Genomic DNA, 21,506 nt, shown 5'->3' on the forward strand with positions numbered 1-21,506 from the left:
TTGTAATTAGTTGCAAAAAGGCAAAAGGGGGTATTTGCTTGCTGGCTATAAAATTGTGGAATTTTTTATACGGGTATGCTATTATAAGAATAGAAGGCTTGTCGATAGAGAGATTTTTAAACATTGTTATATCCAAAAACATATATGTATGGGATGTAGAAAGGACGAACCACACCACAATAGTAGCAAAGATCAGCTTAAAAGGGTTCAAGCTTCTCCTGCCATATACGAAAATGACGAATTGCAGGGTTTACATCGTCGAAAAAAGAGGGTTGCCGTTTATTGTCTTTTATTTAAAGAGGAGAAAAATGTTGGTTTTAGGTGCAGTAGCGTGTGTGGTGCTGGCATATCTTTTTTCGATGTTTATATGGTCTATTGAGATAGATGGTGGACAGAATATAAGTGAAGCTTCTATAATTTCAGAACTTGACAAATTGGGGCTTAAAGCTGGTGTATTAAAGCCGTCGATAGATATTCATAAGATTCAACAAGAATTTTTGATGGATGAAAAAGATGTAGCATGGATTGGAATTGACATAAAAGGCACAAAAGCAATAGTTAAGGTTGTGAAGAAAACTGTGCCACCTGCTGTAATAGATGAAAATGTGCCATGTAATATAATAGCTAAAAAAGATGGTATAATATATAAAATGACAGTATTAGAAGGCGATGCTTTAAAAAAGGTTGGAGATACAGTAAAGACGGGAGACGTCTTAGTATCTGGGGTAATAGAAAGGCCTAACACAAACACGCGGTTTGTGCATTCAATGGGCACAATACTGGCAAGGGTCTGGTATGAAGGTTACGCGGATGTTAATTTAGTGCAGCAAAAGTACAAGAGGACTGGCAGAAAGATCACGATGACGAAAATTTCAATGGGCAGCAGTACTTTAACTCTCTCATCAAGAAAAATCGATTTTAAGAATTATGATAGAGAAGTGAGAAATTTAACTTCCGCAGCTTCTCCAATAAGAATCGTGAATGAGACATATTACGAGACTGTCCCGATTGAAGTAAAGCTTACAAGAGATGAAGCAGAAAAATTAGCTGTGGAAAATGCTCTTAAAAATATCTCACCCGCTTTTGGAAAAGATGCTAAAATAGTCAATAGACAGGAAAAGATGACGATGATAAACGCAAACGTGCTGCGGGCTGACGTCATAGTGGAAGTGATAGAGGATATTGGAACGCAAGAGAACATCAATTATAATACGGAGGTAAAAATTGAAAGAAGTAACAATTGATATCAATAATATTGAACAAGCTGCAAATTTATTTGGCAAGTTTGATGAAAATATAAAATTGATTGAAGAAGGAATGGATGTAAAGATTGTCGTCAGAGATGATATGATTAAGATCAGTGGTGAAGAAGCCAATGTGGATGGGGCAGAAAAGGTGTTTAGTGAGCTTATAGATATAATCAATAGCGGTGAGATTATAACAGCTCAAAACGTCTTATACGCCATGAGATTAGTCAATATGGGAGAGGAAGAGAAGCTAAAATCCATCTTATCTGACATTGTATGCATTACATCAAGAGGAAAGCAGATAAGATGTAAAACTTATGGTCAGAAACGCTATGTAAATGCCATAAGAAGTAATGAAATTGTCTTTGGGATTGGACCTGCAGGTACAGGAAAGACGTATCTTGCTATGGCAATGGCTGTAACATCTTTGAAAAATAAAGAAGTTGGGAGAATTATTTTGACGAGGCCTGCAGTTGAAGCAGGAGAGCGGCTGGGCTTTTTGCCGGGCGATTTGCAAGAGAAGGTTGATCCGTATTTAAGACCGCTGTACGATGCGTTATACGACATTCTTGGAGCTGAAACATTTCAGAAATACATGGAAAAGGGGCTTATTGAAGTTGCTCCGTTGGCGTATATGAGGGGCAGAACTTTGGACGATTCATTTATAATACTTGATGAAGCTCAAAATACTACTCCAGAGCAAATGAAGATGTTTTTAACAAGGATTGGATTTGGTTCTAAGGCGGTTATAACGGGCGACGTTACACAGGTTGATTTGCCTAAAGGAAAAAGATCTGGACTTAAAGATGTCATTGAAATTTTAAATGGTATAGAAGGCATAGAATTTGTTTTACTAAAAGAGCAGGATGTTATAAGACATCCCCTCGTTGCTAAGATAGTAAAAGCTTATGAAGTATTTGAAAAGTCTAAAAAAACTGATGATGCGGAAGAAGAAAATTCTTCTTGGGAGGATTAATTTAGATGCATATAAAGGACATGCCGATTAGAAAAATATTTTTAAGTCAAAAGGCATATTTGATATATATTACAACTATATACATCATTGTATCGATATTTTTGTTTTACACAGCCATAACGCCGCCTAAAATCGATATAAAAGCTGGAGACGTTGCTCAGATAGATATTAAAGCACCTAAGGACATTGTTGACAATTTGGCAACACAAAAAAAGATTCAAGAAGCCGTGAACAGTGTAAATCCTAAATACGATTACGATGAAAATGTTGCACAAGAATCTTACATTAAGCTTACTGATTTTTTTAATAAACTTAGGAGCGTTAGAAAGTCCAGTGGACAGATTGACGAAAAACTTAGCACATTAAGAGAAACATTGCCAATTAAACTTGACGACCAATCTCTTAAAGTTTTGCTTTCTGCTGAAGACAATACGATAATTGCTGTGGAATCTTTAGCTATTTCAACTGAGAAAGCTACTATGTCACGTCAGATTACAGATGATGCTTTATCTGGTGCATTAAGCAGCGTAAAAAGTGTTGTAGATAGTTCAGATCTGAGCCAAGATCTAAAGCCGATAGTATATAAAATACTATCTTCTGTCATATCTCCTAATATGATATACAATGCAACTGAGACTGAGATGGCAAGAAAAGAAGCTGCTTCAAAGGTAGAGCCTGTCGTCTATAAGAAAGGGCAGAATATCATCGTAAGCGGTGAAGTAGTGACAAACGATCAAATTCAAGTCTTAAAAGCATTGGGACTTCTTAAAAATAACAGTAGAGTAGATTTTGCTATGCTGTCTGGCATCATCGTCTTATTGGGCGTATCTTTATTTATTGCTGGATATTATATAATTAAGCTTAATAAAAAAGTGAGGGAGAAGTACGCGTATATCCAAATACTTTACCTTTTGGGTATAATATATTATTTCATAGTTATAGCATTGAAAAACATAAATCCGTTGCTTATTCCATCAGAGCTTATCGCCCTGTCTGTTTCGGCTATATTAGATCCTTTTATTGCCGTAACGCTTAATACATTCTTTTCTATTATAAGTGGCATGATGCTAAATTTTAATCAGGCTTTCTTTGTAATGTCCATATTTGGGGGGACAATTGGAGCAATAAAGATGGCTAATTCAAGGCAGAGAATCGATTTTGTCAAAGCTGGCATATATATAAGTGCTGCCAATACATTGTCCATATTAGGAGTGGGGCTTATTAATAGCAATAATATTTTATCTGTTTTAGAAAATAGCCTTTGGGGAATAATTAGCGGTGCTTTTAGTGTCATATTAGCCATTGGATTGCTTCCATTTTGGGAATCTGGTTTTGACATCATAACGCCTTTAAAATTGCTGGAGCTTTCAAATCCAAATAATCCTTTGCTGAAGAAGCTGATGATGGATGCCCCTGGCACATATCATCACAGCATAATAGTTGCTAATTTGGCTGAAGCAGGTTCTGATGCAATTGGTGCCAACAGCCTATTGACACGAGTTGGGGCATATTACCATGATATAGGCAAAGTAAAAAGACCGTATTTTTTCAAAGAAAATCAATTTACGGATGAAAATTTGCATGACAAAATATCGCCAGATTTAAGTTCACTGGTTATTACGTCTCACGTTAAAGACGGCGTTGAGCTTGCTAAAAAATATAAGTTACCTGAAGATATAATAAATTTAATACGAGAACACCATGGCACATCTCTCGTAAAATATTTTTACAGTAAAGCATTAAAGACAGATGATTTATGTGAAGAGGATTCGTTTAGGTATCCAGGTCCAAAACCTCAGACTAAGGAATCTGCTATTTTAATGTTGGCAGATTCCATTGAAGCTGCTGTAAGGTCCCTTCACGATCCTACAGACGATGAGATTGAAACTATGGTCAACAAAATAATCGACGACAGATTGAAAGATGGCCAGCTTAATGAAAGCAATTTGACTTTAAAGGACATAAAGGATTTGTCAAAATCATTTTTGACGTCTTTAAACGGAATATTTCACCGCAGGATAGAGTATCCTGAAATAGAAAATAATAAGGCAGAGGTGTTACAATGAATATTTTAATTGATAATAGGCAGGATAAAGTTGATGCAAAAGGATTGGATAAGATAGTGGAAGATGTGGTGCGGACAGCGTTGGAAGTTGAGGGCGTTGTCGATGATGTGGAGGTAAGCGTATCTTTTGTTGACAATGAGGAGATCCACAAGTTAAATAAGTATTACAGAAATGTCGATAGAGAAACTGATGTATTGTCTTTTCCACTGGTGGAGTTTGAAGAAATTTACACAGATATAGATGAAGAAGATGATGATTTAGATGAAGTACAACCTATAGGCGACATAGTAATTTCTTTGGAGAAGGCGAAGCAGCAAGCTGAAGAATACGGACATTCTTTTATAAGGGAAGTCGCATACCTTACAGCCCACAGCATGTTTCATTTAATGGGATACGATCATGAAACAGAAGACGAAAAAAAGATAATGAGGGAAAAAGAAGAAGAAGTTATGAGACGTCTAAAAATAGAAAGGTGATACATTTTTGAAGATAAAAAAATTGATAGATAGTTTTAATTATGCCATAGAAGGAATCATATACGCATTTAAAACAGAAAAAAACATGAAAATACACTTTGTGGCGGCACTTTTTGTGTTAGTTTTAAGTCTGTTTTACAATTTCAGCAAACTTGAGATGATAGCTATAATAGTCACAATATCTCTTGTCTTAATCGCTGAAATGATAAATACGGCTATAGAAACTATAGTCGATTTAATAACTGATGAATATCATGCTTTAGCTAAAATAGCTAAAGATGTGGCTGCTGGTGCTGTGTTGATATCTGCATTAAATGCTGTATTTGTGGCATACTTATTATTTTTTCATAGACTTAATCCTTGGGTTAATATTTTGCTTACAAAGATAAAAAGCTCTCCAGCCCATGTTACATTCATTGCGCTCATAGTTGTAATGATATTGACTATAATCTTAAAAGCTTATTTTGGCAAAGGAACACCACTAAGAGGTGGACTGCCAAGTGGGCACAGTGCAATTGCTTTTTGTCTTGCGACAGCATCAACATTTATATCTAAAAATATACTGCTATCAACCATAAGTTTCATTATGGCTTTTTTAGTGGCACAAAGCAGAGTTGAAGGCAAAATACATTCTGCTTTTCAGGTAGTAGTAGGCGCTATTATTGGAATACTTATAACAGTATTGTTCTTTCAAATTTTTAAATAAAACTTTTGAGGTGATGATATGGCATTTAAGTCAGGTTTTGCTGCATTGATTGGAAGAACTAATGTCGGTAAATCTACTCTATTAAACGCGTTGTTAAACGAAAAAGTGGCTATAACTTCAGACAAACCGCAAACAACCAGAAATACTATCCAAGGTATTTTGACAGGTGAAGACTATCAAGTGATTTTTATTGATACACCAGGTATACACAAGCCAAAACACAAATTAAGTGAATTCATGATTGAATCCGTAAAAAAAACTTTGGCAGAAGTAGATTTAGTAATCTACATGGTGGAGCCAGATGTTGAAGTAGGACCGGGTGATAAATATATAATCGATCACCTTATAAATATTGATACACCAGTAATTTTAGTCATAAATAAGATAGACGCAGTTTCCCATGAAACTGTAGATATGTCCATACAGATGTTTAAGCAGCTATATAATTTTAAGGATGTACTGCCGATATCTGCTTTAAAAAATATGAACATAGATCTTTTAAAACACACAATAGTATCGTATATGCCAGAAGGGCCGCAATACTTTCCAAGCGATTATATAACAGATAGGCCTGAGAAGTTTCTCGTATCCGAAATAATAAGGGAAAAAATCTTGAATTACCTTGAGGATGAGGTGCCACACGGCGTATACGTGGAAGTTGACTCAATGAAAACAAGAGAAGACAAAGACATATTGGACATAGAAGCATTTATATACTGCGAGAAAGAGTCCCATAAGGCTATAATCATAGGGAAAAACGGACAAATGCTAAGAAGGATAGGAAGCAGTGCCAGAATAGAGTTGGAAAGTTTATTTGGGCAAAAAATATATTTAGATCTGTGGGTAAAGGTGAGAAAAGGTTGGAGAGATAATGTCAGCATTTTAAGGAATTTTGGTTATGTGATTGACAAAAATTGATTGGTAGTGTTAAAGTATAGTTATGAAAGGTGGAGATATTGTGGAAATTGCAAAGATGATAGATCATACTTTATTAAAACCGGATGCAACGGATTCTGATATTAAAAAATTGGCTGATGAAGCTAAGGAATATGGTTTTGCGTCTGTGTGCGTAAACCCATGCCATGTAAAACTTGTAGCTGATGCCTTAAAAGGCAGTGATGTAAAGGTATGTACAGTTATCGGTTTTCCTCTTGGCGCTAATACGACTGAAACTAAGATATTTGAAACAAAAGAAGCCATATCAAATGGAGCAAATGAAATAGACATGGTCTTAAACATAGGCAAACTAAAATCTGGTGACTACGATTATGTGAAAAAGGATATAGAAGCGGTGACAAAGGCAGCTAAATCATTTGGAGAAATCGTAGTTAAAGTCATCTTGGAGACATGTTATCTTACTGATGATGAAAAAGTAAAAGCCTGCGAGATTACTGTTGATGCAGGAGCAGATTTTGTAAAAACATCAACTGGTTTTGGCAGTGGTGGCGCAACTGTGCACGATGTTGAATTGATGAGGAAAACTGTTGGCGAAAATTTTGGCGTTAAAGCATCAGGCGGTGTAAGAACTGCAGATTTTGCTAAAGAAATCGTAAAAGCAGGTGCTAATAGAATTGGTACAAGCTCTGGCATTCAAATTGTAAAAGGGTGGTAAAACCAACAAAGGTAAACAATCATGAAATTTATAAAAACAGAGTCCATTGTCTTAAAAAGCAGGCTAATAGGCGAATCAGACAAAGTTGTCACACTTTTTACAAAGTCAAATGGCAAGATAGACGCAATAGCAAAAGGTGCAAGGAACTCAAAAAGCAGATTTTTGGGTTCCTCACATCCTTTTTCAATAGGATATTATGTTTTATTTGAAGGGCAAAATTACTATTATATCGATCAGTGGGAGTTAATCCATTCTTTCTTAAAAATAGACGATGACATTTTGAAGCTTTCTTACGCATCGTATTTTGCAGATATCGTTTATAAACTGATGGAAGAAAATGAGAAGAATACAAACATATACAATCTATTAAAGTATTCAATGTTTTTGCTGGAAAGAGGTTTTGTCGATAGCGATTTGCTTTCAATCACTTTTTGTCTGAAGTTTGTTACATTTATGGGATATATGCCTGAAGTACACCACTGTTTATCGTGTGGCCGAAATGATAACATTATGTATTTTTCGCCATTAAAAGGTGGTGTATTGTGCAGAGATTGTAAAGCAAGCAGTGACGACATATTCTACATAAAAAGAGAAACACTAAATATGTTAAGGTATTTGCTTAGCAATGATTTTGGCAATATTGCAAAACTTAGGATACAAAAGAATAAATTAGCTGAGTTAGATAAAATAGTTACTGATTACATGAGTGTTCATTTCGACAAAAATTTTCAGTCAAAATATTTTTTAGACAAGTTAAAAAATATTTAGGAGGTGATGTAAATGGATAATGAGCTTGAAAAGATCGATCAGATTGTGGCCAGAACAGGTGTAAGCTACAAAGAAGCAAAGGAAGCATTAGAAAAGTGCAATGGTGATGTGGTGGATGCTCTTATATACATTGAAGAAAACAAAAAGAATTGGACAGAGAGCATATCGGTTGCAGGTTCTGAAGTAATCGACAAGATAAAAGAAATTGTTAAAAAAGGTAATGTTACAAAGATAAGAATAAAAAAAGACGACAATGTGATACTTGAGGTACCTGTCACTGCCGGAGCCATATCAGCCATCATAGTTCCACAGCTTACTGTCATAGGCGCTGCATTGGCATTTTTTACAAACTGTACTGTTGAGATAGAAAGACCAAATAAAGAGATAACTGTATTAAAAGAAGAAAAAGAATGAAGCCCAATGCTTTCATTAAGCGATATTGACATATTTAAAACTATTTGATATTCTAAAATAAATTGAATTTAGCCCTTTTTACCGAGGAGGAAAAAGGGTTTTGTTTATACATAAAAAGGAGTGTTTGTTGATGGCTTTTGATGTAACCATGGATAAGATAGTATCTCTTGCAAAGAATCGCGGCTTTATATTTCCCGGATCTGAGATTTATGGAGGTTTAGCAAACACATGGGACTACGGTCCGCTTGGTGTTGAATTTAAAAACAATGTAAAAAAAGCTTGGTGGAGGAAGTTTATACAGGAAAGTCAGTATAACGTAGGTATAGACTGTGCGATACTGATGAATCCTGAAACATGGGTAGCATCTGGACATGTTGGAGGGTTTAGCGATCCTCTGATGGACTGTAAAGAGTGTAAATCTAGATTTCGCGCTGATAAGCTTGTGGAAGATTATTTAAAAGAGCATGGAGAAGAAAAAAATGTAGACGGCTGGACGAATGAAAGATTAAAACAATTTATAGATGAAAACAACGTGCCTTGTCCAGTTTGCGGTGCTCATAATTTTACGGATATCAGGAAATTCAATCTGATGTTTAAGACGTTTCAAGGCGTTACTGAGGATTCTAAATCAGAAATATACTTAAGGCCCGAAACTGCACAAGGAATATTTGTCAACTTTAAAAATGTGCTTAGGACATCAAGAAAAAAGATACCGTTTGGGATAGGACAAATTGGCAAATCATTCAGAAATGAGATTACGCCTGGAAACTTTACTTTTAGAACGAGAGAATTTGAACAGATGGAATTGGAGTTTTTCTGCAAACCTGGTGAAGATTTAGAATGGTTTAATTATTGGAAAGAGTTCTGCATGAATTGGCTTTTGAATTTAGGCTTGAAAAAAGAAAACTTGAGATTTAGAGATCACAGCAAGGAAGAGCTTTCACATTACAGCAATGCTACTACAGACATAGAATACAAATTTCCATTTGGATGGGGTGAGTTGTGGGGTATAGCTGACAGAACTGATTTCGATCTTAGGCGTCATATGGAACATTCAGGAGCAGATTTAACGTATTTTGACCCTGTCACAAATGAAAAGTACATACCATACTGCATTGAACCATCTGTAGGGGCTGACAGAGTGGCTTTGGCATTTTTGATAGATGCTTACAATGAAGAAGTAGTGGAAGAAAATGACACAAGAGTCGTTTTAAAATTGCATCCTGCATTGTCACCGATAAAGGCAGCAGTTCTTCCATTGTCTAAAAAGTTAGGCGAAAATGCTTATAAATTGTATGATGAACTAAGAAAAGATTTTGTGGTTGATTACGATGAGACAGGAAGCATTGGCAAGAGATATAGAAGACAGGATGAAATAGGGACACCATACTGCATAACGTACGACTTTGATTCATTAAATGATGAATCGGTGACGGTAAGGGATAGAGATACGATGCAGCAAATAAGGATTAAGATAAATGAAGTAAAGCCGTATTTGGAATCTAAATTAAAAATATAAAAAAAATCAGGCGAGTGCCTGGTTTTTTTTATATTTTATGCTATAATATTAATTGGACATTATTGTAATTGACTTAATTGATAAAATGTTGTTATGTATAGTCAGAAAACGTTAATCTAAAATGTGTTGTCATAATGGGAGTAAAATTGTCCCGCATGACTGTTTTAGTATCAGCTATTATTTAGGAGGCTAAAATTATTGTGGATGAGAATGTTGCCATTTATCTTGTATCAGACTCAAGCATTGATACGGCGGAACATGTAGCAGCCATAGCCGCGTCCAGATTTGGCACCAATATAAGTCAAATCAAAAAGTTTCCTTATGTTGGTGATAAAAACCAGATAGATGAAATAGTAATAGATGCTTCTAATAATAAGAATAGCCTTATCATACATACAATGGTAGTCGATGAATTAAAACGATACCTTCTGAATAAAGCGAGGCAATATGATTTGCGCATCGTCGATGTGATGGGGCCTATTATGGATGCTATAGAAGGTACTACAGGTATTGCGCCTTCAGAATTGTTTTTTCATAAGCGCAAACTTGATGAAGACTACTTTAGAAAGATGGATGCGATTGAGTTTGCAGTAAAACATGATGATGGAAAAGATGTAAACGGCCTATTGTTGGCCGATGTAGTGATATTAGGTGTTTCAAGGACATCAAAGACGCCATTATGTATGTACCTTGCGCATAAATACATTAAAGCTGCAAATTTTCCGCTGGTACCTGAAGTGGATCCGCCAAAAGAGCTGTTTGAAATAGATCACAACAAAATATTTGGTCTCATGATAAATATTGATAATTTAGTAGAAATACGAAAAGAAAGGCTAAAATCATTGGGGTTGGATTCTAAGGCAGTTTATGCTGCTAAAGATAGAATCATAAAAGAGCTTAACTACGCTAAGGAGGTGATGGAGCGGTTAGATTGTACAGTGATTGATGTAACGAATAAAGCTGTGGAGGAAACAGCAAGCATAATATTAAATAAAATCAATAAAGGAGGACTATAAATGGCTAAAAAATATGTGTACTTGTTTAGCGAAGGAAATGCGTCCATGAGAAATTTACTGGGTGGAAAAGGGGCAAACCTTGCTGAGATGACAAATCTGGGCTTACCTGTTCCGCAAGGCTTTACTGTTACAACAGAAGCTTGCACAAAATATTATGAAGATGGTAAAAAAATATCTGATGAAATAGTAGAAGAAATCTACAAAAATATGGCTATTTTAGAGGAAATAAACAACAAAAAATTTGGCGATAAGAAAAATCCGTTATTGGTTTCAGTACGTTCAGGTGCAAGAGTTTCAATGCCTGGAATGATGGATACAATTTTAAATCTTGGGTTAAACGATGATACCGTTGTAGGACTTGCTGAAGCTACTAACAATGAGAGATTTGCATACGACAGCTACAGAAGATTTATTCAGATGTTCTCAGATGTCGTTATGGGAATTGAAAAGAATAAATTTGAAGCAATATTGGACGCTGTCAAAGAAGAAAATGGTGCAAAATACGATACAGATTTGACTGCAGAAAACTTAAAAGAAGTCGTAAAGAGATACAAAGAGCTGTACAAGAAAGAGATGGGCGTTGATTTCCCACAAGATCCAAAGATTCAGCTTTTAGAAGCTGTTAAAGCCGTATTTAGATCATGGGACAATCCAAGAGCTATTGTTTACAGAAGGTTAAATGACATACCAAGCGATTGGGGTACTGCTGTAAATGTTCAGACAATGGTATTTGGCAACATGGGCAATGATTCTGGTACAGGTGTGGCGTTTACGAGAAATCCTGCAACAGGTGAAAAAGCTTTATTTGGCGAATTCTTGATGAATGCTCAAGGTGAAGATGTCGTTGCCGGAATAAGGACACCACAGCCAATATCAACATTAAAAGACATAATGCCTGAAGTGTACAACCAGTTTACAGAAATTGCAAATAAACTGGAGAATCACTACAGAGACATGCAAGATATCGAGTTTACTATAGAAAGATCAAAGCTTTACATGCTTCAGACGAGAAATGGAAAGAGAACTGCTCAAGCAGCATTGAAAGTCGCAATAGACTTAGTAAATGAAGGCTTAATAGATGAAAAAGAAGCAGTGCTAAGGGTTGATCCAAAACAGCTTGACCAATTATTGCACCCAATGTTTGACGCTGATGCCTTAAAAGCAGCAAAGCCTATTGCAAAAGGTTTACCGGCATCACCAGGTGCAGCAGCAGGAAAAGTCTACTTTACTGCAGATGATGCTGTTGAAGCAGTGAAGGCAAGAGGCGAAAAAGTGGTACTTGTGAGAATGGAAACATCCCCTGAAGACATAGAGGGCATGGTTGTTGCGCAAGGTATTTTGACAGGTCGTGGTGGTATGACATCACATGCTGCCGTTGTCGCAAGAGGAATGGGTACATGCTGTGTTGCTGGCTGCAGTGCTGCATTGATCGATGAAAATCAGAAAATAATGAAGATTGGTGATATCGTAGTTAAAGAAGGTGACTACATATCAATTGATGGAAGCACTGGTAATGTATATTTGGGAGAAATAAAGACTGTTCCACCTTCTCTTACAGGCAATTTTGCCACATTGATGAGCTGGGCAGACAAATACAGAAAGCTAAAAGTCAAGGCAAATGCTGATATACCAAGGGATGCAAAAGTTGCTGTAGATTTTGGCGCTGAAGGAATAGGCCTTTGCAGAACAGAGCATATGTTCTTCGCTGAAGACAGAATACCTGCTATGAGGGAAATGATAGTATCAAAGACAGAAGAGCAAAGAAGAAATGCACTAAACAAACTTCTGCCTATGCAAAGGTCAGATTTTGAAGGACTGTTTGAGACAATGGGCGAGCATCCTGTTACAATACGTCTTCTCGATCCACCATTGCATGAATTCTTACCACATGAAGATGATGATATAAAAGCATTGGCTGATGAAATGGGAATGACATTTGATGATCTTAAAGCAACTGTAGAAAGCCTTAAAGAATTTAACCCAATGCTTGGATTTAGAGGATGCAGGCTTGCTGTCAAGTATCCTGAAATAGCTGAAATGCAGACAAGGGCTATAATAGAAGCAGCAATAAATGTATCAAATAAGCTGGGTATTAATATTGAACCACAAATAATGATACCTCTTATAGGCGATGTAAAAGAAATGAAGTATGTAAAAGACATAATCGTAAAAACGGCTGAAGAGGTATTAAAAGAAAAGAATTCCAACATTAAGTATTTAGTTGGAACAATGATTGAGGTTCCAAGAGCTGCCCTTACAGCAGATGAGATTGCAAAAGAAGCAGAATTCTTCTCATTTGGTACAAATGACTTGACACAGCTTACATTTGCATTCTCAAGAGATGATGCTGGTAAGTTCTTAGAATCGTACTATGATAAGAAGATTTACGACTTTGACCCATTTGCAAAACTTGATCAAACAGGCGTAGGCAAGCTTGTTGAAATGGGTACAAAGCTTGGCAGACAGACAAGACCTGAGTTAAATGTAGGAATATGTGGCGAGCATGGTGGAGATCCATCGTCAATTGAGTTCTGCCATAAAGTAGGACTTGACTATGTATCATGCTCACCATTCAGGGTTCCAATCGCAAGACTTGCTGCTGCACAAGCTGCAATAAAGGATGAAAAATAAAGAAATATATATTATAAAATATTTTAGGCTGCTGGCATAATATCAGCAGCCTTTTACATATATAGAATTTTAGTACCATAATTTTTTTGCAACTTTCTTCAATATTTCTCATGGTAGATGTTATAATTATAATAGATAAATGGAAAATTAACTATGTAAAGAATTTGGTTATTATTAATTATGTTAGACTTAATTTAATAGATTGAGAGGAATCGGTATGAATTTTAAAGATAAATTGTTAGAGCTTTTTAATGACGAAAATTACAAACCTTCAAGGATTGAAAATATTTTAAAAATGCTTGACGTGGATTACAGTCAAAAGGGCATTGTTGAGGAGCTATTAAAGGATTTAGAAAAAGATGGGACAATATATAAGACAAAAAATGAAAAGTACGCTTTGTCAGAAAGACTTGATATAATAAAAGGCAAAATAGATGCCACATCAAGAGGGTTTGCTTTTTTGATACCTGAAAATGAAAGCATTAAGGATATATTTATTTCGAAAGATAATTTAAACAGTGCAATGCAGAATGATACAGTTCTTGTTCGGGTTACAAAGAAAGTTGAAGGGAAGAAGTGGGAAGGAGAAGTTGTAAAAATACTCAAGAGGGCTAATTCTACCATTGTAGGCACTTTTGAGAAAAGCCGCAATTTTGGTTTTGTAGTTCCCGATGATAGAAGCATTACGCAAGATGTATTTATTTCAAAGGCTGACACCATGAATGCCGAAGATGGCATGAAGGTGGTAGTTAAAATAACTAAGTGGCCGGAAAAGCGGAGAAGTCCTGAAGGAAAAATAATTGAAATTTTAGGTAGGAAAAACGATCCTGGAGTAGATGTATTGTCAGTGATTCGTTCATACAACATACCTGAAGAATTTCCAAAGAAAGTCATAAAAGAAGCAGAAAACATACAAGAGAAAATATCAAGTGAAGAAATAACAGGAAGGATAGATTTGCGTCACTTAAATATTGTAACGATAGATGGTGAAGATGCAAAAGACCTTGATGATGCTGTGGCAGTAGAAAAACTTGAGAGCGGTGATTATGTACTTTATGTCAGCATTGCAGACGTCAGTCATTACGTCAAAGAAGGTTCTGAGCTTGATAAGGAAGCTTTAAATAGAGGTTGCAGCGTGTACTTTATAGATAGAGTCATACCAATGTTGCCACACAGATTGTCAAACGGTATATGCAGTCTCAATCCATCTGAGGACAGATTGACACTTACGGTAAAGATGAAGATAGACAAAAATGGTAATGTTGTAGATCACGATATATTTGAAAGCATAATACGAAGCAAAGAAAGAATGACTTATACAAATGTGTACAAAATCTTAGAAGAAAATGATGAAAAATTAAAAGAGCGATATAAAGATTTAATAGAAGATTTTAATAATATGAGAGATTTGGCAAAGATTTTGTTAGAAAGAAGGAAAAGGCGCGGTAGTGTAGACTTTGATTTTGAAGAAGCAAAAATAATTGTAGATGAAAAGGGAAAACCAATTGATATTGTAAAAGTCGAAAGAAATATAGCTCATAGGATTATTGAGGAATTTATGCTTGTTGCAAATGAGACAGTTGCTGAGCACATGCATTGGATCAACGTGCCTTTTGTGTACAGGGTTCATGAGCATCCGGACATGGAGAAGCTGATGGCATTTAATAAATTCATACATAATTTAGGTTATCACATAAAGGGCATTGGAGGAGATGAAATACATCCAAAAGCATTGCAAGAGCTTATAAAACAAGTGAGGGGCAAAAATGAACAAAGAGTCGTTGAGACGCTTCTACTAAGGTCTTTAAAGAGGGCTAGATATAGTCCAGAGGAATTAGGCCATTATGCATTGGCGACGCAGTATTATACACACTTTACATCGCCTATAAGGAGATATCCTGATCTTATAATCCATAGGATTATCAAAGAGAATATTCATGGTAAATTGAATGAGAAGCGTCAGGAACATTATAACAAAATATTAAATGACATTTCATTAAAAGCTTCAGAGAGGGAAAGAGCGGCTGATTCGGCGGAAAAAGAGATTGAAGATTTGAAGAAAGTAGAATACATGAAAGAAAGAATTGGGAATATATATAAAGCTATAATCGCCAACGTGACAAATTATGGCTTCTTTGTAGAGTTAGATAACACAGTAGAAGGATTAGTCGATATTGACACTCTTGATGATGACTATTACCATTATGATGATGAAACATATACGTTAATAGGCGAAAGAACGAATAGAAAGTTTTCTATAGGTGATGTTGTGTACGTAAAGGTAGTAGGTGCTAACGTGGACAGGAGGGAAATAGATTTTGTCTTGGCTACATCAGATGAAATCCGCGATGTTGAAGGTGCTTGACATGTGAATTTAATGTGCTATAATAATTAAGCGCAGACCCATGTGCTGTGAGGGAACAATGTATTTTACAGAAAAGGTGTTTTTCTTATGAGTAGTGAAAATATAAAGGTGCTTGCACAAAACAAAAAAGCCAGTCACGACTACTTTATAGATGAAGTTTATGAAGCAGGGATTGTGCTTTTTGGTACAGAAGTCAAATCTGTACGCATGGGTAAAGTAAATTTGAAGGACAGTTTTGCTCGTATAGAAAACAATGAGGTTTTCTTATACAATATGCATATAAGCCCATATGAAAAAGGCAATATTTTTAACAAAGATCCGCTTAGAACGAGGAAATTGCTTCTTAATAGAAGAGAGATTAATAAATTGACTGGTTATGTCACTCAAAAAGGCTATACATTGGTTCCTTTAAGGGTTTATCTTAAACATGGGCTTGTAAAGGTGGAATTAGCAGTTGCCAGAGGCAAAAAATTGTACGATAAAAGAGAAGATATGGCGAGAAGAGATGCTAAGAGGGAGATAGAAAGGCATTTTAAAGAAAGTCAGCATATATGATATACGGGGGTGTACTGGTTTCGACGGGGGTAGTTGAGGTAAAAGTAGCGAGCCGAGGTTCCATCTGCTCGTAAAACGGTGGACTTAAATATAAACGCAAACGATAATTTAGCTTACGCTGCTTAATTACAAGCAGCCGTTCAACCTTTGATTCCCACATCAAAGGATTGGGCGTCGATTTAGTGGGGAACTGATTTATCAAAGCTTTGAGATAAATCGGATTTTATGAAGCTACCAAAGCAGTTATCCTGTCACTGGGAGAGCTGCAGAGGGAATGTCAAAACAGTGACTGCGCTCGGAGAAGCTTTTACTGTGACACCTTCGGACCGGGGTTCGACTCCCCGCACCTCCACCATACATATTCGGGGATATAGCTCAGTTGGGAGAGCGCTACAATGGCATTGTAGAGGCCAGGGGTTCGAATCCCCTTATCTCCATTAAAAAAAGCCTTGAGAACCGAGGCTTTTTATTATATTAATTGATCTGTAATTTAAATATGGATAACATTAAAAAAACTATTGAGGTTACCCCCAATAGTTTTTTATATATGATTATACGTAGAAAAGCATATCGGCGTATGTTGGAAGTGGCCAAATATCAGCATCAACTAATGTTTCTAGTTTGTCGCCTATTTCTCTAAGCTCTCCCATTTTTGCGAATACTTCATCTCTGTAATATTTAGCTACAGCAAAAGAATCTCCTTCAATATTTGATGCATTATTTACGGCGCTTTCGAGATTATCGATTCTCTTCTTAAATTCGGCTGTCAATGAAGAAACTTCCTTCAATAAATCGGCTTGTGCGTCAACTGAAGCGTCTAAACCAGTTTCTTTGACTGCGTTTATAGAGTCTGCAACATTTTTAATGAATTTTAAGACTGCCGGAAGAATCTGCTTTTTAGCCATATCAAGCATTGTCAACGCTTCTATGTTTATAGTCTTTGAGTAGTTTTCAAGCATTATTTCATAGCGAGATTCCATTTCTACCTTGCTTAATACGCCATGTTTTTCCATGACCTTCACATTTTTATCTTTCAAAAGGGCAGGAATAGCATCGACTGTTGAAGCTATATTTGGAAGTCCTCTCTTTTCAGCTTCTTTTACCCATTCTTCTGAATAGCCATTTCCGTTGAAGATTACTCTTTTATGATTTATTACGATCTCTTTTAATATTTTTTGAACTTCTTCATCAAAATTATCAGCTTTTTCAAGTCTATCTGCAATTTCTGATAAAACTTCTGCTACAATCGTATTTAAGATGTAGTTTGCAGTTGCTACTGATGATGAAGAACCTACCATTCTAAACTCGAATTTGTTTCCGGTAAATGCGAATGGGGATGTTCTGTTTCTGTCGGTGGAATCTTTGTGAAGCGTAGGAAGCGTCGTCACGCCGATTTTTAATTCTCCACCTTGCTTTGAGTTTGTAGCACCACCAGTTTCGCCTATTTGTTCTAAAATATCTGTTAATTGATCGCCTAAGAAAATCGAGATTATTGCCGGTGGAGCTTCATTTGCACCAAGCCTGTGGTCATTTCCAGGTGTTGCACATGATACTCTTAATAAATCAGCGTATTCATCGATTGCCTTGATAACTGCACACAGGAAAACCAAAAATTGTGCATTTTCATGTGGAGTTTTTCCAGGATCTAATAAATTTAAACCGTCATCTGTGCTCATAGACCAGTTGTTGTGCTTTCCAGATCCGTTGACACCGGCGAATGGTTTTTCGTGCAATAAACATACTAAATCATTTCTCAAAGCCACTTTTTTCATTATATCCATTGTTAACTGATTGTGATCCGTTGCTATGTTTGTCGTATTGAAGATTGGCGCTAATTCATGTTGAGCAGGTGCGACTTCGTTGTGCTCGGTTTTAGCTGATATGCCTAACTTCCAAAGCTCTTCATCAAGTTCTTTCATAAATTCGAAAACTCTTTCCCTGATGGTGCCGAAATAATGGTCTTCCATTTCTTGGCCTTTTGGTGGTTTTGCGCCAAATAATGTTCTGCCTGTTAATATTAAGTCTTTGCGTTTTTCATACAATTTTTTGTCTATCAAAAAATACTCTTGCTCTGGACCAACAGTTGTTATGACTCTTTTTGAAGTGTTATTTCCAAATAACTTAAGAACTCTTAATGCTTCTTTTGATAATGCTTCCATAGAGCGCAATAAAGGTGTCTTTAAGTCTAGTGCTTCGCCAGTGTATGAGCAAAATGCGGTTGGGATGTATAGGACATTGTCTTTGACAAATGCAGGAGATGTACAATCCCATGCAGTGTAGCCTCTTGCTTCGAATGTAGCCCTTAATCCACCTGAAGGGAATGACGATGCATCAGGCTCACCTTTTATAAGTTCTTTGCCTGAAAATTCTGTGATGACTTTACCGTCTGGTGTAGGAGAAATAAAAGATTCGTGTTTTTCTGCAGTAATACCTGTCAATGGTTGAAACCAATGTGTAAAATGCGTCGCTCCTTTTTCGATAGCCCAGTCTTTCATCGCGTTTGCTACTACGTCGGCAACTTTTGGGTCAAGCGGCAAACCTTCGTCGATTGTCTTTCTTAAAGCATTGTATGTTTGCTTTGGCAGACGCTCTCTCATCACTGCGTCATTAAATACATTGGCGCCAAAAATATTTTTCAAAGAATTTTCTGACATAAAAAATCCCCTTTCATTTATTTTTTTGGTAATAATGGAAAATATAAACAAAACAAGGACGCCATTAATACACACAAACTATATTAATGAAACGCCCTTGTCTCATTTTTAACTATTAATTTTTCTCACAAATAATTAATTAAATATTATCACAAATTTCATCCAAATGCAAGCCCTTCATTTTTTAAAAGTCATGTACTTTTCTTGGTTATATGCCTGACTTGTTATATAATATGCATAAAGATGTCGATGTTTACAAATTTTCTAAAATAAGCAAATGAATTATAGAGGTGAGGTTATGAAGAATTTGAAAGCTATAATCGTAGGACCGGGCAATATATTCAAAAAGGCATATTTGCCATTCATATTTAACTTAGATATGCTCGAAATAGTTGGCATTGTGGGTAGAGATGAAAAAAAGCTTTTAAAGTATAAGGAGAATTATAAAGTTAGCACATATACTTCGATAGATGAAGCAATTGCTTTAAAGCCTGATTGTGCTTTTGTACATACTTCTACTGATAGCCATTATGAGATTGTGAAAAAACTTCTTGTAAATAATATCCATGTTTATGTAGACAAACCCTTGACAGATGATTATAAAAAGACTGAAAAACTTTATAATATTGCACTTAACAATTCACTTGTTTTAACTGTTGGCTTTAATAGAAGATATGCACCATTTTATATTAAGGCATCAGAGCATTTTGGAAATGGAAAACCTGAGTTGTACATAATGAAGAAAAATAGAAACGGCGGTGTTGGGGGTGATATCAAATTCACCCTTTACGATGACTTTATACATGTGGTTGATACACTGTGTCATCAAATTGGCGATGTTGAAAGCCTAAATATTTCGCGTGTAAAAGCCATAAAGGAAAATAATAGCTTAAAATATATAGATATTGAAATTACTTCGTGTGATAAAGTTGCAATTGGTGTAATGTATAGAAATAGCGGCATAGATGAAGAAGTGCTGGAGTTGCATGGTTATGGAAAAAGTGCAATAGTTGAAAATCTCGAAAAATTGCAGACGTTTGATGGGGAAACCGCATCTATTTATAGCCATCATTCTTGGGACAGCGTATCATACATAAGAGGTTTTGAAAGTGCAGTAAATAATTTTTTATGTTCTATAAATTCTAAAGAAATAAATGATGATGAAATAAAGCTTTCTTTAAAGACGCATCAATTAGTTGAAGATATTGTGAAAGAGATAAAATAAAAAAGTTTATAAAATAAGTGCAAAAGAGTGAATTTAAAGGAGGAAAAATTGATTTTTTATAGAATATTATCTTAGGTGGTTTTATGAAGAGAATATTGAATATCATCATAGCGATTGTAGTCATACTTTACATAGGAAAAGTTGCAGTAAATACTATAAGTGGAAAAGATAAGACAATACCACTTAAACAAGGCAACTTATCTGAATCAATAGATACTTACGGTTACATAGTGGTTGATGCAATGGTCATAAATTCTCCGATTAATGGAGAAGTTAACATTTTAGTAAAAAATGGGACAAGAGTGCCAAAAGGCAAGGAAATAGCTGAAGTCGTATCGCCAAACTTTGATAAGTCGAAATTGAATGAACTAAATTCTATAGATGAAAAGATTCAGAGCATTAAGGATGATAAAAGTTTGGGTATCTATGCTAAAGACATAGAAAACATAAACGCTCAGATAGATGAATTAAATAAAGAATATCAGCAGGCAAAAGACAAGAGCGTTTTAAGCAGTTTAAGCAAAAAAATAGATGATTTGACCAGCAAAAAAGAGCAGATAATCAAAAATGGTCCTTCGTCGATTAGAAATTTAGATGATCTTTATAGTCAAAAAAAACAATTAGAAAGCATTGTTTCTAATGGCTTGTACAAGGTATATTCGCCTGAAGCTGGAGTCGTAAGCGATTATTTTGATGGGTATGAAGATGTGTTTAATGTAAACAAATTGTTTAACATCACATTAAATGATATAAATGCAGTACAAAAAGAGCCAGCAGAGGTAAAAGGTGAAGTAAAGCAAGGTGAACCGATATTAAAATTAATGGACAATTACGATTGGTATGTATTGTCTGTATTGGACAAAAGTCAGAGCCAAAAATTAAAAGAAGGAAACAATGTAAAAGTAGAAATAGATAACAACGATAGTCAGTTTTTAGACGGACACATAATGAAAATATATTCGATATCCGACAATTTATTTGGTGCAGTGATAAAGATGAATGATGTTTATAATGATTTTTTTAAAAGAAGGAAAGTTAAAGTCGATATAACAGTAAATAACTATGAAGGTTTTATTGTGCCAAATACGGCTATCGTAAAAGTTGATGGAAAATATGGTGTTTATAAATTAAATAACGGTATTCCTGTCTTTGAAGAAGTCGACGTAAAAGTGCAAAATTCAGAAAGTGCCGTTGTAGAAAGTCCAGATGGAAATTTAAAAATGTATGACGAAATATTAGTATATGGTAAAGACTATTTAAAGAAGTAAGAGGGATT

Annotated in this window: 17 protein-coding genes, 1 tRNA gene and 1 other RNA gene; 18 read left to right on the top strand and 1 reads right to left on the bottom strand. The window is 35.5% G+C overall.

What is annotated here, in order from left to right:
- Positions 1 to 38: 38 nt before the first annotated feature.
- From yqfD to ACZ42G_RS05650, 16 genes are all read left to right on the top strand, one after another.
- Entirely contained in the window at positions 39 to 1,244 is a 1,206-nt protein-coding gene (yqfD, locus tag ACZ42G_RS05575) for a sporulation protein YqfD (protein ID WP_464851831.1), read from the top strand.
- On the top strand, positions 1,225 to 2,223 hold the full coding sequence (locus ACZ42G_RS05580; RefSeq protein WP_013788271.1) for a PhoH family protein: 999 nt from the start codon (positions 1,225 to 1,227) through the stop codon (positions 2,221 to 2,223). The genes yqfD and ACZ42G_RS05580 overlap by 20 nt, the downstream gene beginning before the upstream one ends.
- A gap of 5 nt (positions 2,224 to 2,228) precedes the next feature.
- Positions 2,229 to 4,289, top strand: a complete 2,061-nt coding sequence (locus ACZ42G_RS05585; RefSeq protein ID WP_464851833.1) for an HD family phosphohydrolase — start codon at positions 2,229 to 2,231, stop codon at positions 4,287 to 4,289.
- Positions 4,286 to 4,765, top strand: coding sequence for an rRNA maturation RNase YbeY (gene ybeY, locus ACZ42G_RS05590; protein WP_014758897.1), 480 nt, complete (start codon positions 4,286 to 4,288; stop codon positions 4,763 to 4,765). The genes ACZ42G_RS05585 and ybeY overlap by 4 nt, the downstream gene beginning before the upstream one ends.
- Before the next feature lie 7 nt (positions 4,766 to 4,772).
- Positions 4,773 to 5,471 carry a diacylglycerol kinase gene (locus ACZ42G_RS05595; RefSeq protein ID WP_014758896.1) on the top strand — a complete coding sequence of 233 codons (699 nt, stop codon included), beginning with the start codon at positions 4,773 to 4,775 and terminating at the stop codon, positions 5,469 to 5,471.
- Between the two features lie 18 nt (positions 5,472 to 5,489).
- Positions 5,490 to 6,389 carry a GTPase Era gene (gene era / locus ACZ42G_RS05600; protein ID WP_464851835.1) on the top strand — a complete coding sequence of 300 codons (900 nt, stop codon included), beginning with the start codon at positions 5,490 to 5,492 and terminating at the stop codon, positions 6,387 to 6,389.
- A 40-nt stretch (positions 6,390 to 6,429) separates the two neighbouring features.
- Positions 6,430 to 7,083, top strand: coding sequence for a deoxyribose-phosphate aldolase (gene deoC, locus ACZ42G_RS05605; RefSeq protein ID WP_464851837.1), 654 nt, complete (start codon positions 6,430 to 6,432; stop codon positions 7,081 to 7,083).
- Positions 7,084 to 7,104: 21 nt separating this feature from the next.
- On the top strand, positions 7,105 to 7,851 hold the full coding sequence (gene recO, locus ACZ42G_RS05610) for a DNA repair protein RecO (RefSeq protein ID WP_464851839.1): 747 nt from the start codon (positions 7,105 to 7,107) through the stop codon (positions 7,849 to 7,851).
- A 12-nt stretch (positions 7,852 to 7,863) separates the two neighbouring features.
- Positions 7,864 to 8,265: a DUF4342 domain-containing protein gene (locus ACZ42G_RS05615; RefSeq protein ID WP_014758892.1), complete on the top strand. Its 402-nt coding sequence runs from the start codon at positions 7,864 to 7,866 to the stop codon at positions 8,263 to 8,265.
- Between the two features lie 130 nt (positions 8,266 to 8,395).
- On the top strand, positions 8,396 to 9,784 hold the full coding sequence (locus ACZ42G_RS05620) for a glycine--tRNA ligase (RefSeq protein WP_014758891.1): 1,389 nt from the start codon (positions 8,396 to 8,398) through the stop codon (positions 9,782 to 9,784).
- A 200-nt stretch (positions 9,785 to 9,984) separates the two neighbouring features.
- Positions 9,985 to 10,800, top strand: coding sequence for a pyruvate, water dikinase regulatory protein (locus ACZ42G_RS05625; RefSeq protein WP_014758890.1), 816 nt, complete (start codon positions 9,985 to 9,987; stop codon positions 10,798 to 10,800).
- A complete protein-coding gene (gene ppdK, locus ACZ42G_RS05630) occupies positions 10,801 to 13,431 on the top strand; it encodes a pyruvate, phosphate dikinase (protein WP_464851841.1) in 2,631 nt (876 codons plus the stop codon). It abuts the gene before it with no gap.
- Between the two features lie 217 nt (positions 13,432 to 13,648).
- The gene (gene rnr, locus ACZ42G_RS05635) at positions 13,649 to 15,796 is read left to right on the top strand and encodes a ribonuclease R (RefSeq protein ID WP_464851843.1); all 2,148 of its coding nucleotides are present in this window, start codon (positions 13,649 to 13,651) and stop codon (positions 15,794 to 15,796) included.
- Between the two features lie 87 nt (positions 15,797 to 15,883).
- On the top strand, positions 15,884 to 16,351 hold the full coding sequence (gene smpB / locus ACZ42G_RS05640) for an SsrA-binding protein SmpB (RefSeq protein WP_274892674.1): 468 nt from the start codon (positions 15,884 to 15,886) through the stop codon (positions 16,349 to 16,351).
- A 5-nt stretch (positions 16,352 to 16,356) separates the two neighbouring features.
- Positions 16,357 to 16,706, top strand: a transfer-messenger RNA (tmRNA) gene (ssrA, locus tag ACZ42G_RS05645).
- A 9-nt stretch (positions 16,707 to 16,715) separates the two neighbouring features.
- Positions 16,716 to 16,788 (top strand) — tRNA-Ala (locus ACZ42G_RS05650).
- Positions 16,789 to 16,902: 114 nt separating this feature from the next.
- Here ACZ42G_RS05650 and ACZ42G_RS05655 read toward each other — a convergent pair.
- Entirely contained in the window at positions 16,903 to 19,005 is a 2,103-nt protein-coding gene (locus ACZ42G_RS05655) for a glutamine synthetase III family protein (RefSeq protein ID WP_085112586.1), read from the bottom strand.
- Positions 19,006 to 19,303: 298 nt separating this feature from the next.
- Here ACZ42G_RS05655 and ACZ42G_RS05660 point away from each other — a divergent pair, with 298 nt between their 5' ends.
- Positions 19,304 to 20,230, top strand: coding sequence for a Gfo/Idh/MocA family protein (locus tag ACZ42G_RS05660; protein ID WP_464851845.1), 927 nt, complete (start codon positions 19,304 to 19,306; stop codon positions 20,228 to 20,230).
- An 83-nt stretch (positions 20,231 to 20,313) separates the two neighbouring features.
- Positions 20,314 to 21,498, top strand: coding sequence for a biotin/lipoyl attachment domain-containing protein (locus tag ACZ42G_RS05665; RefSeq protein ID WP_085112584.1), 1,185 nt, complete (start codon positions 20,314 to 20,316; stop codon positions 21,496 to 21,498).
- Positions 21,499 to 21,506: the final 8 nt, after the last annotated feature.

The sequence above is a fragment of the Thermoanaerobacterium calidifontis genome, from assembly GCF_055381745.1.

Coding starts and splice junctions, on each gene's coding strand:
- ACZ42G_RS05585 (WP_464851833.1), top strand. CDS start 2,229: ATGCATATAAAGGACATGCCGATTAGAAAAATATTTTTAAGTCAAAAG.
- ybeY (WP_014758897.1), top strand. CDS start 4,286: ATGAATATTTTAATTGATAATAGGCAGGATAAAGTTGATGCAAAAGGA.
- era (WP_464851835.1), top strand. CDS start 5,490: ATGGCATTTAAGTCAGGTTTTGCTGCATTGATTGGAAGAACTAATGTC.
- recO (WP_464851839.1), top strand. CDS start 7,105: ATGAAATTTATAAAAACAGAGTCCATTGTCTTAAAAAGCAGGCTAATA.
- ACZ42G_RS05615 (WP_014758892.1), top strand. CDS start 7,864: ATGGATAATGAGCTTGAAAAGATCGATCAGATTGTGGCCAGAACAGGT.
- ACZ42G_RS05620 (WP_014758891.1), top strand. CDS start 8,396: ATGGCTTTTGATGTAACCATGGATAAGATAGTATCTCTTGCAAAGAAT.
- ppdK (WP_464851841.1), top strand. CDS start 10,801: ATGGCTAAAAAATATGTGTACTTGTTTAGCGAAGGAAATGCGTCCATG.
- rnr (WP_464851843.1), top strand. CDS start 13,649: ATGAATTTTAAAGATAAATTGTTAGAGCTTTTTAATGACGAAAATTAC.
- smpB (WP_274892674.1), top strand. CDS start 15,884: ATGAGTAGTGAAAATATAAAGGTGCTTGCACAAAACAAAAAAGCCAGT.
- ACZ42G_RS05655 (WP_085112586.1), bottom strand. CDS start 19,005: ATGTCAGAAAATTCTTTGAAAAATATTTTTGGCGCCAATGTATTTAAT.
- ACZ42G_RS05660 (WP_464851845.1), top strand. CDS start 19,304: ATGAAGAATTTGAAAGCTATAATCGTAGGACCGGGCAATATATTCAAA.
- ACZ42G_RS05665 (WP_085112584.1), top strand. CDS start 20,314: ATGAAGAGAATATTGAATATCATCATAGCGATTGTAGTCATACTTTAC.